Raw genomic sequence first — 25,673 nt, 5'->3', positions numbered from 1 at the left:
CGCGCAAAGGGCCGGGCCCCCTCCGTTCCGCGGAGCGCGCTCGTTCCGTACGATGTCGCCATGATCCGCAGCCTGTGCCGCCTCGCCGCCCCGCGGTTCCGCGCGCCCCTGCCGTACGGCTGTTGTTGATCCCCACCGCCTGACCGCCCCTGCACCGGGCCCTGTTGACCGGTTGACTGCTCGTCCCGGTCGTCGCTGTCCCGCCCGCACACCCTCACCCCGGCGCGCCCTCCGGCGGGGACGGGCACTTCCTCCACTCGCGCAGAACCGCTCCTGTGCGCCCCTCCTGCGAAAGGCAGGCCGTCATGCGTACGTCCGAATCCGCCTACGACCGCCGCAGACTCCGCCAGTGGCTGGCCGGCGAGGCGCGGGCCGACGGCGTCTCACGGCGCGACATGCTCCGGCTCCTGGCCGCAGCGGGCCTCGCCGGTGCCGCCCCCGTCGCGCTCGGCACACCGGCGGCCGCCGCCGCGCCCGGCATCGTCAAGCCCCTGCCCGACGACCGGTTCACCGTCCGCGGCACGAACGCCGAGACCCGGTTCGCCGCACTGGCGGGGACCGGCTACCACACGCCCAACGACCGCTTCTTCGTCCGCAACCACACCGCGACCCCCACCCTGTCGGCGTCGGACTGGGCCCTCACCGTCCACGGCGACGGCCTCACCCGTGACCGCACCGTCGACTTCACCCTGGCCGACCTCAGGAAGCTGCCGTCCGTCACGCACAGCGCGTTCGTCGAGTGCGCCGGGAACGGCCGCAGCTTCTTCACCAGTCAGCAGCGGCAGCCCGTCAGCGGCACCGCCTGGACCCTCGGCGCGATCGGCGTCGCCCGCTGGCGCGGGGTCCGGCTGGCCGACGTCCTCGGGCGGGCCGGGCTGAGCAGGCGGGCCGTGGACGTCCTGCCCCGCGGCCTCGACGCCGACTACGTCACCGACGACGGCACCAACCTGGGCCGGGTCCGCCGGCCGCTGCCCCTGTCCAAGGCCCTCGACGACGTGCTGCTCGCCTACGAAATGAACGGCGAACCCCTGCCGCCCGACCACGGCCACCCCGTACGCGTCCTGGTCCCCTCCTGGATCGGCATCGCGTCGGTCAAGTGGGTGGGCGACATCGAGGTCTCCGCCGAGCCGCTGTACTCGCCGTGGAACACCGACTTCTACCGCCTGTTCGGCGACGCGTACCCCGACGAGGGGAGTGCGCCGCTGACCCGGCAGACGATCAAGAGCGCCTGGGAGCTGGACGGGCAGGCCGACCTGAGGGCCGGTGTCGCCCACCGCCTCACCGGCCGCTCCTGGTCTGGCGCGGGCGGCGTCGTACGCGTCGAGGTCAGCACCGACTCGGGCACCACCTGGCGCGCGGCCCGGCTGCACGACGCACCCCGGCGCGACGGCTGGGTCCGCTGGTCCACCCACTGGCGGCCGCCGGCGCCCGGACCGTACACCCTGCTGGCGCGCGCGACGGACACCACGGGCCGTACGCAGCCGGAGGCCACCGTCCACAACACACAGGGCTATCTGTTCGACGCGGTCGTGCGGCACCCGGTGAACGCGGTCTGACACCACCGGCACGCCGTGGGACGGGCCCTCGCCGGCGCCCCGCCTCACGGCGCCCGGAACGGCCCGCGGCACCGCGCGCGCTCCATGTCCACCCGCGCACCGTGCATCGGTGTGCCCTCGCCTCTGAGCAGCTCCGGTGCCCGGCCGCCGTGGCAGGAGGCGGGCGTCCCGTCCGCGTACACCACCCGCCACCACGGCACGTTCTCGTCCAGCAGCGACATGGCCCGGCCCACCTGCCGCGGTCCGGCACCGATCCACTCACCGATGTCGCCGTACGAGGCGACGGACCCGGCCGGGATGCAGGCCACGGCCTCCCGCACGTCCTCGACGATCCCCTGCGCCGTCACGGCCCCGGCCTCCTTCCCACCTGCCGGCTCACGCCTCCGCCCTGCCAGGATCGCACCCGGGGCCGGGCGGCGCCGAGCGACCAGGGCGGGGGCCGGCCGGTGACGCATCCGGCCGTGCGACGCCGTCGGCAGTGAGCCCGCCGACGCGCACCCGGCCGCGGTCGGCGAGCATCCGTCGGCGGATGCGCAGGACCTCCGGGCCGACCGGACGCCGGTCCACGCTCCGCCGGCGGAGCAGGCGTGCCGCGATCGCGAACCGCTCGTCCCACGACCCGGCGGTCCGCAACTCGTCCTCGGCCTGCTGGGCCTCTGAGGCCGAGCAGCTTCATGCCGTCGAGGACGAGGAACCCCACGTGTGCAGGTCCACTGTCATGACTTCCTCCGCGAGTTGATCGGCACAGGCGGAAATGAGGTATGTCCGACACCGGCGTAAGGTGACTGGCGGGGCCAGGACCAGCTTCGACCGCACGTACGGGAGGACCAGGCATGGGTACGGTCACCACCACCGACGGCACGACCATCTTCTACAAGGACTGGGGTCCCCGCGACGGACAGCCGATCGTGTTCCACCACGGCTGGCCGCTGACCGCCGACGACTGGGACACGCAGATGCTGTTCTTCCTCTCCCACGGCTATCGCGTGATCGCCCACGACCGCCGCGGCCACGGCCGTTCCGGCCAGCCGTCGGGCGGCCACGACATGGACACCTACGCCGCCGACGTCGCGGCCGTGACCGACGCGCTGGACCTGCGGGACGCGGTCCACATCGGCCACTCGACCGGTGGCGGCGAGGTCGCGCGCTACGTGGCGCGCGCCGGCGCCGGCCGGGTGGCGAAGGCCGTGCTCGTGGGTGCCGTGCCCCCGGTCATGGTCAAGTCCGAGTCCAACCCCGGCGGCACGCCGATCGAGGTCTTCGACGGGTTCCGCGCGGCGCTCGCCGCCAACCGCGCGCAGTTCTACATCGACGTGCCGTCCGGTCCGTTCTACGGCTTCAACCGCGAGGGCGCACAGGTGTCGCAGGGCCTCGTCGACAAGTGGTGGCTGCAGGGCATGACGGGCGCGGCGAACGCCCACTACGAGTGCATCAAGGCGTTCTCCGAGACCGACTTCACCGAGGACCTCAAGCGGATCGACGTCCCGGTCCTCGTCGCACACGGCACGGACGACCAGGTCGTGCCGTACTCCGACTCGGCGCCGCTGTCGGTCGAACTCCTGCGGAACGGCACGCTGAAGTCGTACGAGGGCTTCCCGCACGGCATGCTGTCGACCCACCCGGACGTGCTCAACCCCGACCTCCTGGCCTTCGTGAAGGCGTAGCCCGGCCGCCGTGAGGGAACTGCCCGGGGCGGCACCGGGCGCGGCGGGTGCCGGGTCAGAGGGCGGCCCGGGCGAGGAAGCCGCGGATGAGGTCGGCGATCTCCTCCAGATGGGTTTCCAGGGCGAAGTGCCCGGTGTCGAGGAGGTGGATCTCCGCGTCCGGCAGGTCGCGCCGGAAGGCCCGCGCGCCGTCGGGTCCGAAGATCTCGTCGCCGGCTCCCCACACCGCCAGGAGCGGTACCCGGCTCTCCCGGAAGTACTGCTGGAGCCGGGGGTACAGGGCGACGTTGGACGGGTAGTCGCGGAACAGCGCCAGCTGGACCGCGTCGTTGCCGGGGCGGGCCAGCATGGCCTGGTCGAGGGCCCAGGTGTCGGGGCTGACGAGACTCGGGTCGGCGACCCCGTTGACGTACTGCCAGCGGATCATCTCGGGGCTCAGCGCCTCCCGGACGACGGCCTCGGTCTGGGGGTCCGGGTTGTCCGCGTAGGCGAACAGTCCGTCCCAGAAGTCCTTGACGAAGCCGTCGGTGTAGGCGTTGCCGTTCTGCGTGACGATCGCGGTGATGCGGTGCGGGGAACGGGTGGCGATCCGCCACGCGACCGGCGCTCCGTAGTCCTGCACGTAGACCGCGAACCGCTCCACGCCGAGGTCGTCCAGGAGGCTCAGGGTCACGTCGGTGAGGGAGTCGAAGCCGTAGTCGAAGTCGCCGGTGGAGGGCGCGGCCGAGTGGCCGAAGCCGATCATGTCGGGGGCGATCACGTGGTACTCGTCGGCGAGCCTCGGAATCAGGTTCCGGAACATGTGCGAGCCCGTCGGGAAGCCGTGCAGCAGCACGACGGCCGGGGCCTGCGGGTCTCCGGCCTCACGGTAGAAGACGTCCAGGCCGTCGACGGTGGCGGTCCGGTGATGCACGGTGGCACTCATGGCAACCCCTTAGGAGGCGTTTAGTGGTTAGGTTGAGTGCAGCACTCCCGCAGTAACCTGTCAAGTGATGGTTAGGGGTTAGGTTTGTTGGCTGGGTCTGATGTAACCTGCCAATGCCGGGCAAAGGGTTAGGAGGCAGGTGGTGAACGCCGACAGGGCCGGGGAGGACGCCCTCCTGGAGCTGCTCAACACGACGCCCGTGGTGGAGGGGGCGGTGCGCGACGCCCTGGGTGGGCCCGCCGACGGCCGCGCCTGGGCGCGTGAGCACGGCGGCACCGGGGCGGACGAGGAGGTCGCCCTGCTGGTGGCCGCGCGGGACGCCCTCCAGGACGTCGTCCGGGGGCGGCGCGATCCGGAGTGCCTGAACGAGTTCCTGGCGGGTGTCGGCAGTGTGCCGCACATCGCGGGCGGCGGGCTGGAGTGGGTGCTTCAGGTGCCCGACGCACGCCGGCTCACGGTGGAGCTGGTCCTGACCTGGGCGCGCGTCGAGGAAAGCCGGCCGGGGCGGCTCAAGCCGTGCGGCAACCCGGAGTGCCGGCGCTTCCTGCTGGACCGCAGCAAGCCCAACAGCGCCCGCTGGTGCTCGATGGCCGAGTGCGGGAACAGGATGAAGGCCCGCCGGCACTACCGGCGGGCCAGGGAGGCCGGAGCCCGGTAGGTCAGGCCGCGGCCGCCCTCTCGTGCTTCTCGTGTTTCTCGTGCTTCCAGAACCCCGAGAAGGTGATGCGCTCCTTCGGCAGGCCCAGGCGGTGCAGGTGCCTGCGGCCCTCGGTGGCCAGGGACGACTCGCCGACGACGAAGGCATACCCCGTCGCCGCCGCCCGGGTCAGGCGCCGGAGTTCACGCAGTGCGGCGGCCCCGGGCACCGCGGAGCTGTCGCGGCGCACCACCCAGGAGACGGTCACGCCGGGCGGCGCGTGCAGTTCGCGGCGGTCGGCCTCCGTCGGGATCTCCTGGATGAGCCGGCCCACCGTGTCGCCGGGGAGCGAGCGCAGGATGCCCGCGGTGGCTGGCAGTCCCGTCTCGTCGGCGACGACGGTGACCTCGGAGGCGTCCTGCGGGCAGTCGAAGAGGATGCCCTGGTCGAGCACGGCGAGCGCGTCGCCGGGCCGGGCGTTGCAGGCCCAGATCGCGGCCCTGCCCTCGATCTCGCCCGTGGGGCCGCGGTGCACGACGAAGTCGATGTCCAGCTCGGCCGTCTCCCGGCGGAAGCCGGCCACGGAGTAGTTGGCACAGTGCGGACGCTCGTCCTCGGGGATGGCCAGGTACGGCTGCCACCACTGCGCGCCCGTGAACTCCGGCAGCCGCAGTTCCCGTTGGTGGGGGAGTTGGAGGAAGAGCCGGAACCAGTGGTCGTACCCGAGCCACGGAAAACCGCCGAGCCCCGGTCCGGTGACCGTGACGCGGTGCATGGACGGGGAGACCCGCTCGGTCCGCACGACACGGGCACGGAACATCTCGGGCTGCTGGGGCGTGAGCCGACGAACCTTCGCCATGCAGGCAAGGCTAGCCTAAGTTTCACGCGGTGCCGAGTCCGGCTCCGAGTCCGGCTCCGAGTCCGGCTCCGAGTCCGGCTCCGAGTCCGGCTCCTGGCCCGGCGCCAAGTCCGGTCCCGGGTCCGGCGCCAAGTCCGGATCCGTGCCGGACTCCGAGTGCGTGATCTCCAGACGCGCCGCCCGGGTGCGGTCGGACGCGGGGCCCGTCTCCAGTTCGACGACGCCCGGCTCGACGGCGGGGCGCAGGTCGCGTCCCACCGAGGCCAGCGTGGCGGCGTCCACCTCGAAGACCGCCTCGGCCTCGTCCCCGGGCGCGACACGGAGCCGGACAAAACCCCGCAACTCCCGGACCCGCGGCCAGGACGTGCCGCCCGAGAGGCGGCGCACGTAGAGCTGCACCGTCTCGTCGGCCGGCCGCGTCCCGGTGTTGCGCACGGCGACCCGGCAGACCAGGTCGGGTGCGCCCGGGGCGACGCGGGCACGCGACAGGCGCGGGGCCCCGTAGACGACCGTCGTGTACGACAGGCCGTGCCCGAAGGCGTGACGCGGACCGGCGCTCTGGTCGGCGTAGCCGCGGTAGCGGTGGTCCTTGCCGTTGTAGTGGACGGGCAGTTGGGCAGCCGAACGCGGCACGGAGACCGGCAGCCGCCCGCGCGGCTCGGCGTCGCCGAACAGCACCTCGGCCACGGCCCGCCCGCCCCGCGGACCCGGATACCAGGCGCTCACCACCGCGTGCACCGGCGCCTCCAGTTCGGGCAGGGCGTGCGGGCGGCCCTGGACCAGCACCACGACGACCGGCGTTCCGGTCGCCGACACCGCGTCCAGCAGGGCGCGTTGGGCCGGCGGCAGCGAGAGGTCCGCCAGGTCCACGCCCTCTCCGCAGGTCATGCCGGCCGGGGCACCGGAACCGGTGACGGCCGCCCCGTTCGCCTCGAACGCGGTGTCGGCGGAGCGGGCACTGGACCCGCCGAGCACCAGCACGGCCACGTCCGAGGCGGCCGCCGACGCGGCCGCCGACGGCACCAGCGACACGTCGTCCCCGACCAGGGCGCACCCCGGCGCCGTCACCACGTCGACGCCGGGCCCGGCCGCCGCGCGTATGCCCTCCAGGACGGTCACGCCGTCGCCGGGCCGCTGCGGCGCCGTGTAGTCGCCGATCTGGTGCGGCAGGCAGTCCGCGTTGGGCCCGACGACCGCGATGCGCCGCAGCGTGCGGGGCAGCGGAAGCACACCGCCCTCGTGCGCGAGCAGGGTCACCGAGGCACGGGCGAGACGCTCGCCCAGCTCGGCGGCCTCCGCGCGGTCGGGAGCGTCCGGCCCGGCCGACGGCACCGGCTGCTCGAACAGGCCGAGGCGGAACTTGAGCGTGAGGACCCGCTCCACCGCGGCGTCCAGGGCCCGCACCGACACCAGACCGCGCTCCACGGCCTCGCCCAGCCGCGTGAACGAGTCGTCCCACAGGCTGAGATCGCACCCCGCGTCCAGTGCCAGCGCCGCCGCCCGGACCGGGTCGCCGGTCAGCCGCAGCAGCCGGTCGACGGCGGTCCCGTCCGCCATCACGAGCCCGTCGAACCCCCACTCGTCGCGCAGCACGTCCGTGAGCAGGTACCGGTTGGCGACGCACGGCAGACCGTCGAACTCGTTGTAGGCGGCCATCACCCCGGCCGCGCCCGCCGCCACCCCGGCCCGCGCGGCGGCGAGATGGACCTCGTGCAGTTCGCGCACTCCCAGCTCCGTGGCCGGGCTGTTGCGTCCGCCGACCGTCGCGCCCTGGCCCGCGAAGTGCTTCAGCACGACGGCCACACCCGCCCGCCGCGCCCCCTCGACCAGGGCCTCGGTCATCCGCGCGGCGAGGTACGGATCCTCGCCGAAACACTCCTCGCTGCGCCCCCAGCGCGGATCGCGCACCAGGTCCAGGGCGGACACCAGCGCGATGTGCGCGCCCCGCGCCCGCAGTTCGGCGGCCGCCGCGGCCACCGCATCGGCGTACAGCTCGGGGTCCCAGGTGGCGCCGGCGGCCAGGTTGACGGGCAGGACCGTGCCGTCCAGGGCCTGGTGGCCGTGCGGCATCTCCTCCACCAGCAGCACCGGGATGCCGAGCCGGGTGTGGTCCACGACGTGCTGCTGGACGGCCGCCGCGGTCCGCGCCCCGTCCCGCGCGTCGAGACCGTCCTCGAACCCGACGCCCGACCAGGGATCGGCCCGCTGCAGTCCGTAGAGCGCGCCCATGCCGTCGAAGGCGGCAACCTCCTTGCGGAACGCGTCCGTGAGACGGTGGCCGCCAGGGGTGCGCTCGTAGGCGTGCCAGCCGTACATGCGCTGGTTGACCTGGCCCACCTTCTCCGCCGGCGTCATCCGGCCCAGGAGGTCACGGACGCGCTCGGGCACCGCGGCCGCGGGGTCGCGGTAGAGCGGGACCGTCATCGCAGCTCCAGGACGGCGACCCCGTACGCGTCGAGCCGTACGTCTCCGACCGGTTCGCCGTCGGCCAGAGCGTGCAGCGTTCCCGCGGCCGCCGGGCGGACCACGAGCGGCTCCGGGCTCTGGCTGACCAGCCACACGAACCGGCGGCCGTCGGCGTGCACGAGTACGTCCGCCGACACGTGCGGATCGGCGACCGTCACCGGCCGGCGCACGCCCGCCACCTCGGCGAGCGCCGCGTACAGGCGGTGCGTGACGTCCGGGTTGACGCGCGCCGTACGGGCGGCCATGTGCTCCAGCGGATAGGTGGCCAGCACCGTGCGGCCCGCCCCCGTCTCGTGCACCACCAGCGCCGGACGCCCGTGGGCGTCCACGGCCACCACCCGGCCCGCCCGGGGCAGCACGGGCAGGTAGGCGCGGCTGTCCTCGTTCCCGGCGACCGGGAAGCGCAGCACCTCGCCGGCCTGCAGGCCGCCGAAGTCCTCGGTGAACGTCATCTCCAGCACGTCGTCCGCGATCGGCTCCGCCACGCCGTACGACAACTGCAGCTCGACGCCGAAGAACCCGTCCAGGTCGTCGAACCAGGGGCCGCGGGTGGCCGGGTGCTCGCCGGAGCAGAAGGACAGGTACACCGTGGCGCCCCCGGCGGCGCGGCGCGCCAGCTCGCGGCGGGTGCGGGTGGTGAACTGGCGGGTCGCCGGCAGCAGGTACAGCGACGCCTCGCCGGGCAGCCCGTCGGCCTCCCGGGTGAAGGCCACCGGCAGGTCGGCGGCGCGTGCGGTGACGTAACCCTGGTGCAGGGAGGTGAAGATGAGCGGCCGGTCGGCGGGGCGGCTGTAGGGGTAGCCGCGTTCGAGGAAGGCCGGCACCACCAGCGCGGCGTCGGCGTCCGACCGGGAGCAGCGCGGAAGGTCCACGGCCTTCAGCACGTCGGCGAAGGCCGCCAGTTCACGCAGCGGCTCCTTCGGGGCGCCGGTGGAGTCGGTGATGCCGAAGTGCATCTCGAAGGGGTGGTGGTCGTAGGGGGACTGCTCCCACAGGTCGTCGTAGTCGGTGTTGTTCCAGGCCATCCAGCCGGTCGCCCCGCCCAGCAGGGAGTTGTGGAGGGTCTGGCGGTAGTAGACCCCGGCGTTGGCGGCCGAGACGGTGTCGGTGGAGAGGCCGAACTCCTCGAGCACCACGGGCTGTCCGGTCACCGCGGCCAGCTCGCACTCGAAGGCCGCACGGTAGTGCTGGCGCGGCCGGTCGGTGTCGGAGCGGTACACGTGCGGGCCCACGAAGTCGACGTACTCGGCCGTCTCCCGCAGCGAGAAGCCGTTGTCGCGACCGGTGACCTCGATGCCCCACGCGCCGTCGCCGAGCGACACGGGCTGTGTCGCGCCCGTCGCGCGGACCGCGTTGCACATGGCCTGCGCCCAGGCCGTGACGACGTCGGCGGACGGCGGGTCGACCTGGTGGATCCGCCCGTAGCCGGGCATCTCGTTGGTGATCAGCCAGCCGGTGACCGCGGGGTGGTCCTTGAAGCGGCGCGCCATCTGCGAGACGAACCACGCCTGGCGGCCCACCATCCACACGTCCTCGTACAGGTCGCGGTCGCCGCGCCAGACCGGGTCCCAGTTCTCACCGGACATGTGCCCGACGATGAAGGTCGGCACGGTGCCCATGCCCGCCTCGCGGTGGGCGTCGAGGAAGTCCGCGAACCGTTCGCACAGTTCCTCGTCGACACGGCCCGGCTCCGGATGGAAGTCCGGCCAGTAGAAGAAGGAACGGGTCATGTTCAGGCCGTGGTCGTTCAGTACGCGCAGTTCCGCACGCACGGTCCGGGGGTCGTAGTTCCGCCACATCAGCGGACCGCCGGTACGGGACCAGAAGTTGGCGCCGAGCCAGGGCAGGACGTCGGGCTGGTGGGTGAGCTGGGCGCTGTGGCGTCGCATGGTCCTTCTCGGGTGGTGGGGGTGCGGTGTCGGGATGCAGGGAGGGACGGTGGGGTGCCGCGGCGCGGCGCGGACTTCTGCGGGATCAGCCCGGGGCGGGCCCCGTGGACTCGCGGACGACCAGCCGGGGCCGCCCGGTCGGGGCGCTCTCCTCGACCGGCTCGCCGCACAGGGACAGCAGCATGCGCGCGGCGGCCGCGCCGACCCGCTGCACCTGCTGGTCGACCGTGGTCAGCCGGGGATGGAGCCAGCTGCCGAGCGGCAGGTTGTCGTAGCCGACCACGGACACGTCACGGGCCACGGCCAGACCGGCGCGCTGCGCGGTGCCGATGCCGCAGACCGCCATCGAGTCGTTGGCGTACACGATCGCCGTGGGCCGCTCGGCCGCGTCGAGCAGGGCCTCGGTGGCGCCCACGGCGCGGCGTTCGCTGAAGTCGGTGGGCAGCACCGCGAAGGGACGCAGCCCGGCCTCGCGCAGGGCGTCCTCGAAGGCCGCCCGGCGCACCCGGGTGTGCTGCAGCTCGGGCGGCCCGCTGACGTAGGCGACACGCCGGTGGCCGAGGGCCAGCAGGTGCGCGACGGCCTCGCTGATGCCGGCACCCTGCTCACGCAGCCCGACCCGCGGCACGACGGCCGTGTCGTCCGGCGAGCCGAGCAGCACCGCGGGCAGCCCGAGACGGGCCAGCAGCGCGGGCCGCCCGTCGTCGTCGCGGGCGTCCGTGAGCACGGCGCCGTCCACCCGGCCCTCGGCGGCGAGGCGCTCGTACAGGCCGTTCTCCTCGCGGTCACCGCTGACCAGGTGCAGCAGCAGACCGTAGCCGCGCGGCGCCAACTCGCCCTCTATGCCGGTGATCAGCTCGCTGAAGTGCGGGTCGGAGCCCAGCACGTCCGTGGGCCGCCGGACCACCAGGGCCAGGCTGCGGGTACGGGCGTTGCGCAGCGCCGCCGCCGGGGCGCTGGGGCTCCAGCCCAGCTCCAGCGCGGCGTCCAGGATCCGCCGCCGGGTCGCCTCGGAGAGCCGGCCCTTGTTGTTGAAGGCCTGGGAGACCGCGGCGGTCGACACCCCGGCCGCGGCGGCGACCTCCTTGATCGTCGGCCGCCTGCCCGGCCGTTCGCTGGTGACGTTCACATCTTCACCGCCCCGCTGACCAGGGCCTGCTGCATGCGCTTCTGGAGCACCGTGTAGACGATCCACACCGGCACCAGGGTCAGCACCGTGCCCGCCGTCAGCACGCCGTAGTCCGTCCCGGTGATCGACTTCAGCGTGGGCAGCGCCACCTGCACCGTGCGCTGCGCCGGGTCGGGGCCGATGATGACCAGCGAGTACAGGTACTCGTTCCAGAAGGTCAGGAAGTTGAGCAGCAGCACGGTGGCGATGCCCGGCAGGCACATCGGGGTGTAGACGTGCCGCAGCACCGCGAAGGTGGACGCCCCGTCCAGGCGCGCGGCCTCCTCCATCTCCGGCGGGATCGTGCGCATGAACTGCACCAGGATCACCACCGACAGCGGCAGCGCCGTCGCGGGCAGGAACAGCACCATGAAGATCCGGGTGTGGAACAGCCCGGTGGCCGCCGCCAGCAGGAACGTCGGGAAGAGCGCAGCGAACGTCGGGATCAGGAAGCCCAGCGAGAAGACCTTCTCGACCACGCCCGCCAGCCGCCCGGTCGAGCGGGCCAGCGCGAACGCGGCCGGAATCGCCAGCAGCAGGGTGAGCGCCAGCGAGAACACCGTCACCAGCGCGGAGTTGACGACCGCGAGCCCGAGGTCCGCGCTGTCGAACGCGGTCCGGAAGTTGCCCAGCCCCAGGGAGGAGGGCGGGGCGAAGGGGTGCGCGAAGATCTCGTCGTTCGACTTGAAGGCCGAGGCGAGGAAGTAGTACAGCGGGACGACGAGCAGCACCGCGTACGTCCACACCAGGATGTGGGCCGGGAGCCAGCGCTTGCCGAGCTTCATCTGTGCTGCTCCGATCAGTAGTTCTGGCGGAAGACGCGGCGGATCGTCAGCAGCCCGACGAGACCGAGGAGGAAGAGGAGGACGCCGACGGTCTGGCTGTAGCCGAGGTCGGCGGCGATGAACGCCTTCTGGTACACGAGGAACGACAGCGTGGTCGACGACGTCCCCGGACCCCCCTGCGTCAGCAGCAGCACGTGCTGCGCGGATCCGAACAGCGTCCACAGGAACTGGAGCATCGTCACCACGCCGACGTAGTCGCGGATCACGGCGAAGTGCACCGACCACATGGTCCGCCAGTGCCCCGCCCCGTCCAGCTGGGCGGCCTCCCCGAGTTCGTCCGGCACACTGCCCAGCCGGGCCGCGAACAGTACGGCGGTGAAGCCGATGCCGGCCCAGACGTCCAGGGCGATCAGCGCCGCCAGCGCCGTCGAGGGCGAGGCCAGCCAGGCGTCGGTGAGCGAGCCCAGGCCCACGCCCTCCAGCGCCCCGTTGAGCAGTCCGTCCGGTGACAGCGCGGCGTAGAAGACCATCGCCTTCGCCGGTGTCGAGATCAGCCCCGGGACGAAGAGCAGATACCGGATGACCCGGTGGCCGGGCGGGCGCTGGGCCACGTAGTAGCCCACCATGTACGCGCACACGATCATCACGGGCAGGGCGACGGCCAGCTGGACGGCGGTGTTGCGGACCGCGTCCCAGAACACCGGGTCGTCCAGCACCACCCGGACGTTGTCGAGGCCCGCGAAGGACACCGGCTGGAGCATGCCCGGCCAGTGCAGGGCCGCGATCACGAAGATCGCCAGCAGCGGCCCGACCATGAACACCAGGTACCAGACCAGCGCGGGCACTGCGAGGACGGTACCGCCCTGCCGGGGGCCGCGGCGTGCGGCGGCGGGGGAGGCCGGCGGGTCGGAGCGACGGGCCGCGCTGCCGTCCGGCGTCGTGGTGAGGGTCGTCATGCGGTGACTCCCGGAGAACGGGTGGCGGAAACGGAGGGGGACCGGGCGACGGACACCGACGGGTGCCCGGCGGAGGGGCCGCGGAAGTGCCGGGCGGGGGCGGGGCCGGACTCGGTCGTGCGGCTCATGCCGAGCGGTACGCGGACTCGAGCGCGGCCCGCACCCGGGCCGCGCTGGTGCCCCGGGTGAAGGACGTACTGGTCGCCGTGATCAGCGGCTGTGCGGCGGCCGGCGGCACGTACACGTCGGGCAGCAGCACCTGGCTCACCTCGGGACCGAGCCGCTGGGCCGCCCCCACCAGCGGGAAGCCGGTGCTGACGGCGTCCGTGCGCAGGGCCATGTCCCGGCCGCTCTCCGTCACGAACCGGGCCACGATCTCGGGCCTGTACATGAACCGCAGGAACTTCTCCACCTGCTCGATCTTGCGGACGCCGTTGGGACTGATCCAGAAGCCGATCAGGGTGTAGGCCCGGATGACGGTCGGACCGTCGTGTGCGGCGCCGTCGGCCAGCGGCCAGCCGCCCACCTCGGTGTGCCGGGCCACCTCGTCGGGCACCTTGGCCAGGGCCGAGGACATCGCCGACTGGATGGCCGCCTCCTCGGTGTTGAACTGCGTCGCCATCGAGTCGGACGTGAGCCCCTGCGCCTTGTCGGCGAACACGCCGGCGTCACGCAGGTGCGTGAAGTACTCGATGCCCCGGCGTGCGCCGCGTCCGCCGAAGTCGCCGGTGGTGTAGACGTGCCGGGCCTCCTCCTGGGACAGGAAGGTCTGGATGATCTGCGCCATCAGCTTCTGACCGGTCCAGTCGTTGCCGCCCACGGTCACGGGGGCGAGCCCCTTGGCGCGCAGTCTGCGGGCCGCGGCGATCAGCTGGTCGCCCGTGGTGGGGATCGCGTCGACACCGGCCCGGTCGAGCAGGGCGCGGTTGTAGGCGACGGGCCAGTTCGTGGCGAAGTAGGGGAACGCCCTGACCCGGCCCTCGTCGTCGGTCCAGTCCGCGAGGGCGGCCGGCAGGACCCGGTCGCGCAGCCCCCACGCGTCGAGGTAGGGGCCGACGTCGACGGTCGCGTCGACGTCCGTCCAGGCCAGCGTCTTGTCGTAGAGGTTGACCATCACGACGTCGGCCTCCTTGCGGGCCAGTCGCGAGGTCTCGTAGACCTGGGCGAGGTCGTCGCCGTTGACCAGGTTCTTGACCCCGACCCCCGGATTCTCCTCGCGGAAGAGGTCGACGGCCGCGAGATAGGTGGGGGAGCCCGGCGCGGTCGTGCCGAGCTGGGTGTGGACGACGAGGGTGTCCGGGTCGGAGTCCGCCGACGCCAACGACGAACACCCGGACAGAGCGGGCAGGGCAGCGGCCGCGGCCAGGCCGGAACCGGCGGCGAGCAGGTCGCGCCGAGTCAGCGATGAGCGCACAGGGGTGGTCTCCAACCAAGCGGTTAACGATTGGTTAATCGATGTACCTCGTGAGGTGCGAGGACTGTATGGAGTGGAGACACCGCGGTCAAGGGGGTGGCGCGGGGAAGTTCGCGTCCGGGCCGTCCGGGCCGTCCGGGGCGGGCCGGCCGTCGCCGGGGTAGCGTCAGGCCGGCGCGGCGTCCTGCACGGGCACGCCCAGCCGGCCGGCCAGTGTGGTCAGGGCAGCGCCGAGCGGGAGGGCGACCCGTACGAGGGCCTCCCGGTCGCCGCGGGTCGGGTCCCGGTTGACGATCAGCACCGGCTTCCCCTCCCGGGCCGCCTGCCGCACGAAGCGCAGCCCGGACATCACCGTCAGCGAGGACCCGAGGACCAGCACCGAGGCCGCTTCGCGGACCAGCGCGCGGCAGTGCTCGACACGCGGCGGCGGCACCGCCTCGCCGAAGAACACCACGTCCGGCTTGAGGACGCCGCCGCAGACCGCGCAGGGCACCACGCGGAAGTCGCCGACCTGCTCGTCACTGAGGTCGGCGTCGCCGTCCGGGTTGATCCCGGCCGCCACCGGCGAGAACCCGGCGTTGGCCTCCTCCAGGCGCAGCGCGAGTTCGCGGCGCGGACTGAACGCCCCGCAGGACAGGCAGACGACCCGCGACAGGCTGCCGTGCAGCTCCACGGCGTCCTCGCTGCCGGCCGCCTGGTGCAGTCCGTCCACGTTCTGGGTGATCACACCCGTGAGCAGGCCGCGGCGTCCGAACGCCGCCACGGACCGGTGCCCCGCGTTGGGGCGGGCACCGCCGAAGGTGCGCCAGCCGAGGTGGCTGCGGGCCCAGTACCTGCGCCGTGCCCGGGGACTGCCGGTGAAGTCCTGGTAGGTCATCGGCGTGTGCCTGCTCAGGCTCCCGCCCTCGCCCCGGTAGTCCGGGATGCCCGACTCGGTGGAGATGCCCGCGCCGCTGAGCACCAGGACCCGTCCGGCGCGCAGGGCGTCGGCGACCGGAGCCAGGTCGGTGGTGCCCGGCGGCAGGTCGGCGTCCGGGGTCCAGCTCAGAGTCGGCCGCATGCGCATGCGGCAAGGGTACGGAACGCGCCGTGGGTACGGGCGTGGTGGGAAGCACACCCGGCGCGCTCGTGCGGGCAGCGCGCCGCGGCACCCACGGAGATGCCCCTGCCGGAGCCGCGGCGTACCTCCTGCGGGGGCCACGGGAGCTGCGGGAGCCGGGGGAGCCACGGGAGCCGGGGGAGGCACGCCGCGGGGGTGCACCACGGGACGTGCCACGGAGGCACGGGGACCTGGAACACTCGGGGGCCGGGGAGGACCCCGGGAACCAGGGAGGGCCCCAGGGACCGGGAGCGCCCCGGGACCAGGGAGAGCCCAAGGACCCGGGAAGCCCCAGGGACACACGTCCCCATGGCGTGGGGCCCGTCTCCCTGCCGCCCGGACGGCGCCGCCCCGACGTGCCCGCCCGCGAGCCGGGTGACAGACTTGCACTGTCCGGGGCCGACGGATCCCGACGGGATTCCGGGGGCGGCCCGGACCGGGAGTGGTCGATGTTCCGCAAGAGTCCCGCACCCGACGGCGAAGCGCTGCTGGCCCGGCTGGCCTCGCTGACCACCCAGACACGGGAGCTGGCCGAACTGCGGCGCTCCCAGGTGGAGCTGGCGATCGCCCTCCAGCGCGACATGCTCCCCGCGGACCTGCCCATGGTCCCCGGCATCCACCTGGCCGCCTGCTACTCGCCCGCGTACGCCGGACTGAACGTCGGCGGCGACTGGTACGACGCCTTCACCCTTCCCGACGGCCGCATCGGCCTCTCCGTCGGGGACGTCCAGGGACACGCCGTCGACGCGGCGGCGTTCATGGGTCAGGTCCGCGTGGGCCTGCGGGCGCTCGCGTCCGTGACGAGCGAACCGGGCTCCCTGCTCGCCTGCACCAACGAACTGGTGATCTCCCTCAACAAGGATCTCTTCGCCACCTGCACCTTCCTGCGCTACGACCCGGCCACCGGCCTGCTGGAGAGCGCACGGGCCGGCCACGTCCCCTGCGTCCGGGCCACGGCGGACGGCAGGGCGGAGGTCTGCCGGGACGAGGGCGGACCGCCCCTCGGCGTCCTGGAGGGGAGCGAGTACCCGGTGACGCGCTACCGGCTTGCCACCGGTGGGGTGTTCGTCCTGGTCACCGACGGCGTGGTCGAGGGGCCCTCGCTGAGTCTCGACGACGGACTCGAACGAGTGGTGCGGCTGGCGGGCCTCGCCGCCGTCACCGGCATGGAGGCACACTCGCTGGCCGCCGCCGTACTCAGGAACGCCGAGCTGATCGGACACGAGGACGACGCGGCCGTGCTCGTCGTCGGCCACGACGGGCGCTCCGTTACGCCGTAGGGCCCCTTGCCGTGCCCCCTCGTCTCGCAGCAGCGGCGGCACCGGTGTCTGATGGCTCCTGTGCTGGGTGTCCGGGCATGGCCGCGACCGGTCCTCCTCGCCTGCGGAACGCTGCTGCTCGCCGGCTGCTACTACGCGGCGGGGCGGCTCGGGCTGTCGCAGCAGCTCGGCGCCGACGGCGCGGTCGTCACCCCCATCTGGCCGGCCAGCGGCGTCGCCGTGGCAGGCCTGCTGCTGTTCGGGCCCTGGTGCGTGCCGGGCATCGCCCTCGGCGTGCTGCTGGTCGTCCTCTGGCTGGGCAGCCCCGGGGCCGAGGCCGTCGGGATCGTGGCGGGCAACACCGCCGGCCCGGTCGTCGCCCACCTGCTGCTGCGCACGGCCGGGTTCCGCCTGAGCCTGAGCAGGCTGCGCGACGGACTGGCGCTGGTCTTCCTCGGGGCGCTGACCGCCATGCTGGTCAGCTCGGGAACGGGCGTCGGCATGCTGCTGTGGTCCGACAAGCTCCCGACGGACCACCTCGGGGTCGTCTGGCTGGCCTGGTGGGTCGGTGACGCCATGGGCGTCGTCCTCGTCACCCCGCTGCTGCTCCTGCTCCACCACGCCCGTCTGCCGCCGCTGTCGCTGCGCTGGGCCGAGGCGCTGGTGCTCGCCGTCGTCGTGTGCGTCCTGGTGCCGCTGATCACGTACAGCCCGGTCAGCGTGTTCTTCCTGGTGTACCCGCTGCTGATCTGGTCCGTGCTGCGCTTCCAGCTCGCGGGCGGCATGTCGTGTGCCCTCTTCGCCTCCGTGCTGGCGACCGTCGCGGCGGGGCAGGAGGCCGGGTCCTTCGGGAGGCTGACCGAGATCGAGACGTTGATGAAGCTCCAGGCGTTCAACGGGACCCTCGGGCTGACCGCGCTGCTGCTGTCCGCGGTGATCAGCGAGCAGCTCCACACCCGGCGGTCGGTGGAACGGGCCTGCCAGGAGCTGGTCGAGGCACTGCAGCACCTGAACGCCGGGGGACCGGGCGGCAACGCCGGAGGGCCGGGCGGCCCGGGGGCGTCCGGCGGAGACGTCCGGTGAGTGCGGCGGCCGGGGTCTGCCGCCGGCACGAGGACACCGGACGTCTCCCGCGGGGACCGGGACGAGTGCGGACGCCGCTCAGAAGTCGTACTTGTCGATGTTGTCGGCGTTGAAGACCGTCGGCTCGCCCAGCGTGATGACACCGTCCTGGCTGAGCTGGAACCAGCCCATGTCACCCGCCAGGAACATCTGCCCCTCGCGGCCGGTGACCTGCGCGGAGGCGAGAGCGACGGCGGCGTGCCCGGCCAGCTCCCCGAGCCTGGACGGGTCCCACAGCACGAACGCGTCCACCGTGCCGTCCTTGATGTACGGGCGCATGTCGTTGGGGGCGCCGAGACCGGTCAGCTTCACGTCGCCCTTGGACTCCGACTGCGACAGGTACTTCGCGGCTGCCTTGATGCCGTTGGTGGTGGGGGAGATGATGCCCTTCAGGTTCGGGTACTTGTCGAGCAGCTCCTCGGCCTTCTCGTAGGACTTCTCCGGCTCGTCGTCGCCGTAGACGACGTCGACGAGCCGCATGTCCTTGTACCGCGCGTCCTGGAGTTCCTTCTTGATGCTGGCGATCCAGGCGTTCTGGTTCGTGGCCGTCTCTCCGGCCGAGAGGATCGCGATGTCGCCCTGGTAGCCGGTCTGCTCGCCGAGAAGTTCCAGCTGCCGCACGGCGATGTCCTCGGAGCTCGCCGGGGAGACGAACGCGTAGCGGCACTCCGGCTTGGTGTCGGAGTCGTAGGTGACGACCTTGATCCCCGCGTCCATGGCCTTCTTGAGGGAGTCGCACAGCGCGTTGGGGTCCAGCGCCGAGACGGCGATCGCGTCGACCTTCTGCTCGGTGAGCTGGTTGATGTACGTCACCTGGTCGGCGGCGTCCGGGCTCTCCTCGGTGCCCACTTCCTTGAAGGTCGAGCCCAGGGCCTTGACCGCGCGCTCCCCGCCGGCGTCGGCCACGTCGAAGTACGGCGTGTTGACCTGCTTGGGCAGGAAGCCGATGGTCATGCCCGTGCGGGTCGGCGCGTTGGGGGACGCCTCGGCGTTCTTGCCGCTCGTCGCCGTGTCGCCGTCCGCGGAGCCGTCGTCGTCTCCGCAGCCGGCGGTCAGGAGACTGAGGGAGGACACGGCTGCGACGAGTACGGAGGCGCGGCGTGAGGGGGTTCTGTGCATGTGCTTCTTTCGGTGAGTCGACGTGCGGCGGCCGAAGACCGTTCACCAGGTGCTTTCAGCCATGGCGGTCTTGCGGAGCACAGACGTCGCAGGGGGCCGCCCGAGCGTGGGGCCAGGGCTGTGAAAGGTTTCATTGGCGCTTGACGGGACGTTAGGCAGAAACACCGTCCTGGTCAATGGACTTGAGGGAAGACTTCAGGGGACTGTGGCCCCTCGGTCCTGCCCCTCGGGCGATTGCGGAGCCCCGGCCCGGGGTGCGCGCCCCGCCCGCGCAGCAACAGGGAGGGGAGCGCCGCGGACGGCGACGGCGACGGCGACGTGTGACGGCGGCGTGCGACGGCCGCGGCGAGCGCCGGCCCACGCCCGGCGCGCGGTCCGCACCCGTGGCACGGCCCCCGGAGCAGGAGCAGACCGGCGTTCACGTCGCGATGTCCGGGTAGGGCAGGGCGAAGTGCGCCAGCCGCTCGGCGTACAGCTTCTGGTAGCCGAGACCTTCGTGGTCGCGTTCGAACAGGGCGATGAACAGTGTCAGGGTGAGGAACGGGTGGGCGCCGAGCGCGAAGAGCGCCGGGTGGTCGTGGGTCGCGAGGGCCTCGCGTTCGGCGTCCTCGAACCGGGTCCAGGTGGAGTCCTCCCCGCCGGCGCAGCCCAGGAGGACACCCGCCAGGCTCGCCTCCCACCAGGCGACGGTGGCGCGCGGGTCCTCGCGGTAGCGCTCCACCAGCTCCGGATCGCGGTCCACGGTGTACAGGAACTTGTTCACCAGGTACTTGCTCATGCGCCGGCTCCCTTCGGATACCAGGTGAAATAGGCCTCCATGGTGTGGAACAGGTCGAGCGTGCCGACGTGGTCGGCCCGGGCACCCTCGCCCGCGACGCCCATCATCAGCATGAAGTCCATGAAGCCGTGAGTGGCGTTGCCCGGTCGGTGCAGGCTGTCGAGCGTGACCTCGGCCAGGCAGCCCTCGATGTCGCCGTTCGCGATCCACTCGACGGCCCTGCGGTCGAACTCGGGGTCGGGACCGTGGTCCCCGAACTGCCGGGGCCCGCCCAGTTCGAGGGAGAGGTGACCGGTGCCGATGACCGCGACGCGCTGGTCGGACGGCCAGCTCTCGACCATCTCCCGAATGGCACGGCCCAGTTGGACGAATCGCCGGGGACGCGGCAGCGGGGGAGCGAAGATGTTGGTGTACACCGGCACGATCGGCAGGTCGGCCTCGGGCCGCAGCGTGATGATCGGACACGTGATCGAGTGGTCGATCCGCAGCTCGTTGCTGAAGGCCAGGTCGAAGCCGGCGTCCAGCCCCTGGCGCAGCACGTGGGCGGAGAGCTCCTCGTGCCCGGTGAGCAGCATGCGGGGCAGGCCGAACTCGCGTTCCTCGTTGTAGAAGTTGGCGTCGTAGAACGGGGCCTTCCCGACCAGGAACTGGGGCATGTTGTCCAGCCACAGCTGGTGGAAGTGGTCGGAGCCGACCATCACCAGGACGTCCGGGCGGGCCCGGGTCAGGGTCTCGCGGAACTGCTCGATCTCGGCCACCCAGGCGTCGGCGAACGGGGGCCGGTCCTCGCCGGTGGCCGTGCTCGCCCGGTAGTAGAAGGGGTGATGGGTCGAGGCGATGACCGCCACCAGCTCTGCCATGGTGTTTCCCTCGTCGGATGCAGGGGCTCGTCGGATGCACGGATCGGGATGGTGCGCGCGGGGCGCGAGTCGCGGGCCGCGGGCCGCGGGTACGGGCGGGGGTGGCGGTCCTGCCGGGTGAGGTGCAGGCGGGCGACCGCGGTCAGCCGTTCCCGGACGGGTCGACATACCGGGCGTTGCGGTCGACGGAGAGGTAGACGTCCATGCCCACGGGGGCGCGCTGTTCCTCCGCGAGGTGCCCGAGCAGGCCCGCTGTCCGGGCCAGCAGGGCGAAACCGCGCAGCAGCCCGACGGGCAGGTCCAGGTCCGCCAGGGCCGCGCCGCACACGCCCGCGCCGTTGAGCGGCAGGGTGCGGCCCAGCACCTGCGGGTGCACTCTGCCGACGGCTTCGAAGAGGCGCAGGTGCGGGCCCTTGCGACCGTTGTCCTCGGCGATCTGCAGCAGCACGGGCGTGCGGGGGTCCCGCACCTTGTGGACGGGGTGCCCGAGCCCCGGCACCCGCCGCCGCTGCGCATGGGCCACCCGCACCGTCTGGAGGGCCAGCCGGTCCCAGCCCGCCTCGTCCGCGTCGTCGGGCAGCCGCTCCGGGTGTGTGGCCACGATGTCGTGCAGGAAGGCACCGCAGTCCTCGGTGACGCCGAGGAACCGGGAACCCCCGCCCAGCAGTCCGGCGGCGAGGGCACCCTGCACGGAGTCGGGGGCGGACAGGTAGGTCAGCCGGGTCGCGATCGCGGTCGGGGTGAACCCGTGGTCGGCCAGAGCCACCAGCACGGCCTCGAAGACCCGGACGTCGCCCGGTTCCGGACGGCGCCGGGTGACGAGCCACAGGGCCAGTTCGCCGAACCCGACCTTGCCCATCAGCTCCCCGGCCAGGTCGTGGCCGAGCAGACGTATGCCGTCGGCGTCGGATGTGCCGAGCGACGTCGGGTACCGCGGCGGGCCGTCGTTCGCGGGTTCCTGCACGGTGGGGCTCCTCGGAAAGGGGGCGGTCCGCCGGGAGGGCGGGGCGGCTCGCGGTCGGCAGGGAACGGGATCGGGGTGACTCGCCGTCGGGCGGTGGCGGTGGCGGTGGCGGTGGCGGTGGCGGTGGCGGCCGGGACGGATCGCGGTCGGCCGGGGCCGGCGGGGCGGCCGCGCGGTCAGTTCCGCGGGCAGGCGAGCCAGGCGCGCAGTGCCGTGCCGTCGGCGTCCAGGGCGGGCGGGGGCAGTTCGTGGCGCGGCGGGGTCGCCGAGAAGGCGATCGGATGGCGCACGGTCGGCACCGCCGCGTCGCCCTCGCCCGTCGTGGCCACCGGGGAGAGCCCCACCTCCTCGGCGAACGCGACGCCCTCGGCGACGGTGTTGATGGGGGCGCAGGGCACGCCCGCCGCGAGCAGCCGGTGAAAGAGATCCTTCTTGGTGCGGGTCGCCAGCCGCTCCACGAGCAGCGGGCGCAGCACGTCGCGATGGGCGGTGCGGTCCTGGTTGCGGGCGAAGCGCGGGTCGGCCGCAAGGCCGGGCAGGTCGAGTACCTCGCACAACTTCGCGAACTGGCCGTCATTGCCCGCGATGACGACGAGCTCGCCGTCGGCGACGGGCAGCGGCTCGTAGGGGAACAGGCTCGGGTGGGCGTTGCCCATCCGGTGCGGGACCCCCCCGCCGGCCACGTAGGCGCTGGTGTGGTTGACCAGGCCGGACAGCGCCGACGAGAGGAGGTTGACCTCGAGGTGCTGTCCCTCACCCGTCCGGCCGCGGTGGTGCAGTGCCGCGAGGATGCCGATGGCGGCGTGCATCCCCGTCATCACGTCGAAGACCGAGATGCCGGCCCGGTAGGGCGGGCCGTGCGGGTCCCCCGTGAGGCTCATCAGCCCGGAGACGGCCTGGACCATCAGGTCGTAGCCGGGAAGGGACGGGTCTGCCTGTGATCCGAACCCGCTGATCGAGGCGTACACCACGCCTGGGTTGGACCGCCGGACGGCGACGTGGTCCAGGCCGAAGCGGGCCAGCCCGCCGGGCTTGAAGTTCTCGATCACGACGTCGGCGCGGGCGGCCAGTTCACGGGCCAGTCCGGCGTCGGTGTCGTCCTTGAGGTCGAGCGACAGCGAACGCTTGTTGCGGTTGACCGCCAGGTAGTACGTGGAGACTCCGTCGCGCGTCGGCGGGAGCCAGGTGCGGGTGTCGTCGCCCCCGGGGCTCTCCACCTTGATCACTTCGGCGCCCATGTCGGCGAGCAGCATGGTCGCGTACGGGCCGGCGAGGATGCGCGAGAAGTCGGCCACCAGCAGTCCGTCCAGCGGTCCGCGGGCGCCGCCGTCCTGCGTGGTGCCGGTGTCCGGGCCGTGGGACCGGGCCGTTGCCTCTGCCATGCCTCAGCGCTCCCGGTGTCCGATGTGCGGACGGGTGTCCGTGAACGGAGTCTTGAAGTGCCGGGGCGGCGGTGTCAAGACCCTGGAACCCGCCTCGTGTCATCCGGAGGTCTCCTTCAGGCCCCCTCGGAGCGTCCTTCACGTCATCGGTGTCCGCGGGAGCGCCCCGTAGCGTGCGAAGTCCGCGCTCGCTTCGCCCGCGGCGTGCAGCAGCAGCGGCAGGTACTCGTCGCGCAGGGTCTCGACCGAGGTCTCGGCCGCGTGGACGGTGACGTTCATCGCCGCGATCACCCGGCCCTCACCGTCGCGGACGGGCGCCGCCACCGAGCGGATGCCCGCGGCCAGTTCCTGGTCGGTCAGGGCCCAGCCCCGGGCGCGCACCTGCCGCAGCGTCTCGTCCAGCCCGGCCCGCTCCCACCGGTGGCGGGGCTCGGCGCCGGAACGGCTCGGCTCTGCCAGCGCCTTGTCCAGTTCGGCCGGCTCCAGGCCGGCGAGCAGCACCTTGCCGAGGGAGGTCTGCGGGGCGGGGAAGCGGGTGCCGATGCCCACCGCCAGTGCGATGATCTTGGGTACGGCGACCCTGGCCACGTAGACGATGTCGGAACCGTCCAACTGCGCGACGGACGTGGACTCGTGCGTGCGGGAGACCAGGCGCTCCATGTGCGGACGGGCCACCCCCCACAGCCCCAGCGACTGGACATGGGTCAGGCCGAGGTCGAGCACCCGGGCGGTGAGGGTGAAGCCGCTGCCGGGCAGGGAGCGCACGTACCCCAGGGTCTCCAGGGTCAGCAGGATCCGTCGTACCGTCGGCCGGGCCAGGCCGGTGGCGGTCGCCACCTCGCTCAGGGCCATGACGGGCGTGTGCGGGCCGAAGGCCTTGATCACGTCGAAGCCGCGGGCGATCGCCTCGATGAAGTTCGGGTCGTCGTCACGACGGGGCACGGGTGCTCCTGCTGCTCGGGGTCGAACGGGCACCACGGGGTGCCTCCGCCTCGAGACTAACCGCTCCGGTCGGCCCGTCCGCCTGACGGCGCCCCGCCCCGGGACGGCGCCGGAAGCGGTTCCCCGTTCCCCTTCGGCTCGGAGCCTTGACAGGGCCTCGGCTCCGGACACATCGTTACGCCTCAACCGGCGTACGACAGGCGGACAGTCGTCCGCAGAGGACGCCCTCCTCGTGCCACGGGTCGGAGGATCGAATGAATGCGGTCGGCAACTCGTCCGGACCCGGTGCGGGCACTCCCGGGGCGCCCGTGGTGTTCCGCGACGGCACCGTCCTCACCATGGACGACCGCGGAACGCTGCACCCCGCGGCCGACGTCCTGGTCGTCGGCGAGCGGATCGAGGCCGTGGGACCCTCCCTGGCCGTCCCCGAGGGCACCGTCGAGATCGACGCCACCGGCGGCATCGTGATGCCCGGCATGATCGACACGCACCGGCACATGTGGCAGACCGCGATGCGCGGTTACGGCGCCGACTGGACCCTCACCCAGTACTTCGTCTGGTACTACCTCGAGCACGGCACACACTTCCGGCCCGAGGACGTCTACGCCGGCAACCTGCTCGCGGCCGTCGAGGCGCTCGACTCCGGCGTCACCACGACCGTCGACTGGTCGCACGGGCTGCAGACCGTCGAGCACGCGGACGCCGCGCTCGACGCCCTGGAGGAGGTGCCGGGACGGTTCGTGCTCGCCTACGGCAACATCCAGGCGGCGCCCTGGGAGTGGACCGCCGCGCCGGAGTTCCGCGCCTTCGTCGACCGCAGGTTCGGCGGCGACCGGCTCGGCCTGCAACTGGCCTTCGACGTCACGGGCGACCCGGACTTTCCCGAGCAGGCGGCCTTCGAGGCGGCGCGGGAGCTGGGCGTGCCGGTGACCACGCACGCCGGCGTCTGGGGCGCCACCAACGACGACGGAATCCGGCTGATGCACGAACACGGCTTCATGACCCCGGAGACCGTGTACGTGCACGCCGCCACGCTCAGTGCCGACTCCTACCACCGGATCGCGGCCACGGGCGGCTCGGTGTCCGTGTCGACGGAGAGCGAGCAGAGCTGCGGTCAGGGCTATCCGCCCACCTGGGCCCTGCGCGCCCACGACATCCCCGTCTCGCTGTCGATGGACACCAGCGTGTGGTGGAGCGGCGACCTCTTCTCCGCCATGCGGGCCACGCTCGGCGCCGACCGCGCCCGCGAGCACCTGGAGGCGCACGCGGGCGGCGAGACCGTCACCCACTCCCACCTGCGGGCCGAGCAGGTCGTGGGCTGGGCGACCCGCGGCGGGGCGAGGGCCCTCGGGCTCGACGACCGGGTGGGCAGCCTGGAGGCCGGGAAGAAGGCCGACGTGGTACTGATCAAGAACGACCGCTCCCCGGCGATGTTCCCGCTCCTCAACCCCTACGGGCACGTCGCTCTCCAGGCCCAGCGCGGGGACGTGCACACCGTCGTGGCCGGCGGCCGCATCGTCAAGCACGAGCACCGGCTGGTCGGCACAGACCTCGCCAAGGTGCGCCGGACCGTCGAGTCCACGGTCGGGCACCTGCGGTCCCGGCTCGGCGACGAGGCCTGGGAGCAGGGGATGAACCCCGAGACACCCGAGACGAAAGTCCTCGACAACCCGTACACCTACACCGGCTACCGGACCGCGACCACCCACGGAGGCCGGCCCGGCGGCTGACCCGAAGCCCGCACGGCCGCGCCGCTGCCGCCCCGGCAGTTGTCCGGGTCGCCAACCTGTCCGAACGGCACACTCCTGTCCGAACGGCACACCCCTGTC

At 72.8% G+C, this 25,673-nt stretch carries 22 protein-coding genes; 6 read left to right on the top strand and 16 right to left on the bottom strand.

Annotation, left to right across the window (positions count from 1 at the left end; genetic code table 11):
- The first annotated feature begins 305 nt into the window (after positions 1–305).
- Positions 306–1,556: a sulfite oxidase gene (locus tag HZS56_RS10230; protein WP_216720410.1), complete on the top strand. Its 1,251-nt coding sequence runs from the start codon at positions 306–308 to the stop codon at positions 1,554–1,556.
- Between the two features lie 44 nt (positions 1,557–1,600).
- Here the strand turns inward: HZS56_RS10230 and HZS56_RS10225 are convergent, their stop codons facing one another.
- The gene (locus HZS56_RS10225; RefSeq protein ID WP_308408045.1) at positions 1,601–1,903 is read right to left on the bottom strand and encodes an MGMT family protein; all 303 of its coding nucleotides are present in this window, start codon (positions 1,901–1,903) and stop codon (positions 1,601–1,603) included.
- Positions 1,904–2,389: 486 nt separating this feature from the next.
- Between HZS56_RS10225 and HZS56_RS10220 the strand changes: the two genes are divergently transcribed.
- A complete protein-coding gene (locus tag HZS56_RS10220; protein WP_216720408.1) occupies positions 2,390–3,220 on the top strand; it encodes an alpha/beta fold hydrolase in 831 nt (276 codons plus the stop codon).
- Positions 3,221–3,275: 55 nt separating this feature from the next.
- On the opposite strand, the gene HZS56_RS10215 is transcribed toward HZS56_RS10220, so the two are convergent.
- Positions 3,276–4,145, bottom strand: coding sequence for an alpha/beta fold hydrolase (locus HZS56_RS10215; protein ID WP_216720407.1), 870 nt, complete (start codon positions 4,143–4,145; stop codon positions 3,276–3,278).
- A gap of 142 nt (positions 4,146–4,287) precedes the next feature.
- On the opposite strand from HZS56_RS10215, the gene HZS56_RS10210 reads away from it, so the two are divergent.
- Positions 4,288–4,803 (top strand): CGNR zinc finger domain-containing protein, encoded by a 516-nt coding sequence (locus HZS56_RS10210; RefSeq protein WP_216720406.1) that lies wholly within the window; start codon positions 4,288–4,290, stop codon positions 4,801–4,803.
- Between the two features lies 1 nt (position 4,804).
- Here the strand turns inward: HZS56_RS10210 and HZS56_RS10205 are convergent, their stop codons facing one another.
- From HZS56_RS10205 to HZS56_RS10170, 8 genes are all read right to left on the bottom strand, one after another.
- Entirely contained in the window at positions 4,805–5,641 is an 837-nt protein-coding gene (locus HZS56_RS10205; protein WP_216720405.1) for a siderophore-interacting protein, read from the bottom strand.
- 15 nt (positions 5,642–5,656) lie between these two features.
- Positions 5,657–8,065, bottom strand: coding sequence for a glycoside hydrolase family 3 N-terminal domain-containing protein (locus tag HZS56_RS10200; RefSeq protein ID WP_216720404.1), 2,409 nt, complete (start codon positions 8,063–8,065; stop codon positions 5,657–5,659).
- Positions 8,062–9,996, bottom strand: a complete 1,935-nt coding sequence (locus HZS56_RS10195) for a cellulase family glycosylhydrolase (protein ID WP_216720403.1) — start codon at positions 9,994–9,996, stop codon at positions 8,062–8,064. The genes HZS56_RS10200 and HZS56_RS10195 overlap by 4 nt, the downstream gene beginning before the upstream one ends.
- Positions 9,997–10,081: 85 nt before the next feature.
- Entirely contained in the window at positions 10,082–11,125 is a 1,044-nt protein-coding gene (locus tag HZS56_RS10190; protein WP_216720402.1) for a LacI family DNA-binding transcriptional regulator, read from the bottom strand.
- Positions 11,122–11,949 carry a carbohydrate ABC transporter permease gene (locus HZS56_RS10185; RefSeq protein ID WP_216720401.1) on the bottom strand — a complete coding sequence of 276 codons (828 nt, stop codon included), beginning with the start codon at positions 11,947–11,949 and terminating at the stop codon, positions 11,122–11,124. Before HZS56_RS10185 ends, HZS56_RS10190 begins: the two co-directional genes overlap by 4 nt.
- Before the next feature lie 14 nt (positions 11,950–11,963).
- Positions 11,964–12,905 carry a carbohydrate ABC transporter permease gene (locus HZS56_RS10180; RefSeq protein ID WP_216720400.1) on the bottom strand — a complete coding sequence of 314 codons (942 nt, stop codon included), beginning with the start codon at positions 12,903–12,905 and terminating at the stop codon, positions 11,964–11,966.
- Positions 12,906–13,029: 124 nt separating this feature from the next.
- Complete coding sequence (locus HZS56_RS10175; protein ID WP_216720399.1) at positions 13,030–14,319, bottom strand: ABC transporter substrate-binding protein; 1,290 nt, start codon at positions 14,317–14,319, stop codon at positions 13,030–13,032.
- A gap of 166 nt (positions 14,320–14,485) precedes the next feature.
- Positions 14,486–15,385, bottom strand: a complete 900-nt coding sequence (locus HZS56_RS10170) for an NAD-dependent protein deacetylase (RefSeq protein WP_216720398.1) — start codon at positions 15,383–15,385, stop codon at positions 14,486–14,488.
- 482 nt (positions 15,386–15,867) lie between these two features.
- On the opposite strand from HZS56_RS10170, the gene HZS56_RS10165 reads away from it, so the two are divergent.
- Both HZS56_RS10165 and HZS56_RS10160 read left to right on the top strand, forming a co-directional pair.
- Positions 15,868–16,698 (top strand): PP2C family protein-serine/threonine phosphatase, encoded by an 831-nt coding sequence (locus HZS56_RS10165; protein WP_216720397.1) that lies wholly within the window; start codon positions 15,868–15,870, stop codon positions 16,696–16,698.
- A 51-nt stretch (positions 16,699–16,749) separates the two neighbouring features.
- Positions 16,750–17,760 (top strand): MASE1 domain-containing protein, encoded by a 1,011-nt coding sequence (locus tag HZS56_RS10160; RefSeq protein WP_216720396.1) that lies wholly within the window; start codon positions 16,750–16,752, stop codon positions 17,758–17,760.
- Between the two features lie 78 nt (positions 17,761–17,838).
- On the opposite strand, the gene rhaS is transcribed toward HZS56_RS10160, so the two are convergent.
- From rhaS to HZS56_RS10130, 6 genes are all read right to left on the bottom strand, one after another.
- Positions 17,839–18,918 carry a rhamnose ABC transporter substrate-binding protein gene (gene rhaS, locus HZS56_RS10155; protein ID WP_216720395.1) on the bottom strand — a complete coding sequence of 360 codons (1,080 nt, stop codon included), beginning with the start codon at positions 18,916–18,918 and terminating at the stop codon, positions 17,839–17,841.
- Between the two features lie 418 nt (positions 18,919–19,336).
- A complete protein-coding gene (locus HZS56_RS10150; protein ID WP_216720394.1) occupies positions 19,337–19,696 on the bottom strand; it encodes a hypothetical protein in 360 nt (119 codons plus the stop codon).
- Complete coding sequence (locus HZS56_RS10145; protein WP_216720393.1) at positions 19,693–20,556, bottom strand: DODA-type extradiol aromatic ring-opening family dioxygenase; 864 nt, start codon at positions 20,554–20,556, stop codon at positions 19,693–19,695. The genes HZS56_RS10150 and HZS56_RS10145 overlap by 4 nt, the downstream gene beginning before the upstream one ends.
- Before the next feature lie 142 nt (positions 20,557–20,698).
- Entirely contained in the window at positions 20,699–21,520 is an 822-nt protein-coding gene (locus HZS56_RS10140; protein WP_216720392.1) for a citryl-CoA lyase, read from the bottom strand.
- A gap of 176 nt (positions 21,521–21,696) precedes the next feature.
- Positions 21,697–22,902: a CaiB/BaiF CoA transferase family protein gene (locus HZS56_RS10135; protein ID WP_216720391.1), complete on the bottom strand. Its 1,206-nt coding sequence runs from the start codon at positions 22,900–22,902 to the stop codon at positions 21,697–21,699.
- Between the two features lie 138 nt (positions 22,903–23,040).
- The gene (locus HZS56_RS10130) at positions 23,041–23,844 is read right to left on the bottom strand and encodes an IclR family transcriptional regulator domain-containing protein (RefSeq protein ID WP_308408044.1); all 804 of its coding nucleotides are present in this window, start codon (positions 23,842–23,844) and stop codon (positions 23,041–23,043) included.
- 254 nt (positions 23,845–24,098) lie between these two features.
- On the opposite strand from HZS56_RS10130, the gene HZS56_RS10125 reads away from it, so the two are divergent.
- Positions 24,099–25,574 carry an amidohydrolase family protein gene (locus HZS56_RS10125; protein ID WP_216720390.1) on the top strand — a complete coding sequence of 492 codons (1,476 nt, stop codon included), beginning with the start codon at positions 24,099–24,101 and terminating at the stop codon, positions 25,572–25,574.
- Positions 25,575–25,673 lie beyond the last annotated feature (99 nt).

It is taken from the genome of Streptomyces mayonensis (assembly GCF_018982965.1).
GTDB lineage: Bacteria > Actinomycetota > Actinomycetes > Streptomycetales > Streptomycetaceae > Streptomyces > Streptomyces mayonensis.
The sequence above is the reverse complement of the archived record's forward strand: the minus strand, read 5'-3'. Positions and strand labels throughout refer to the sequence as shown.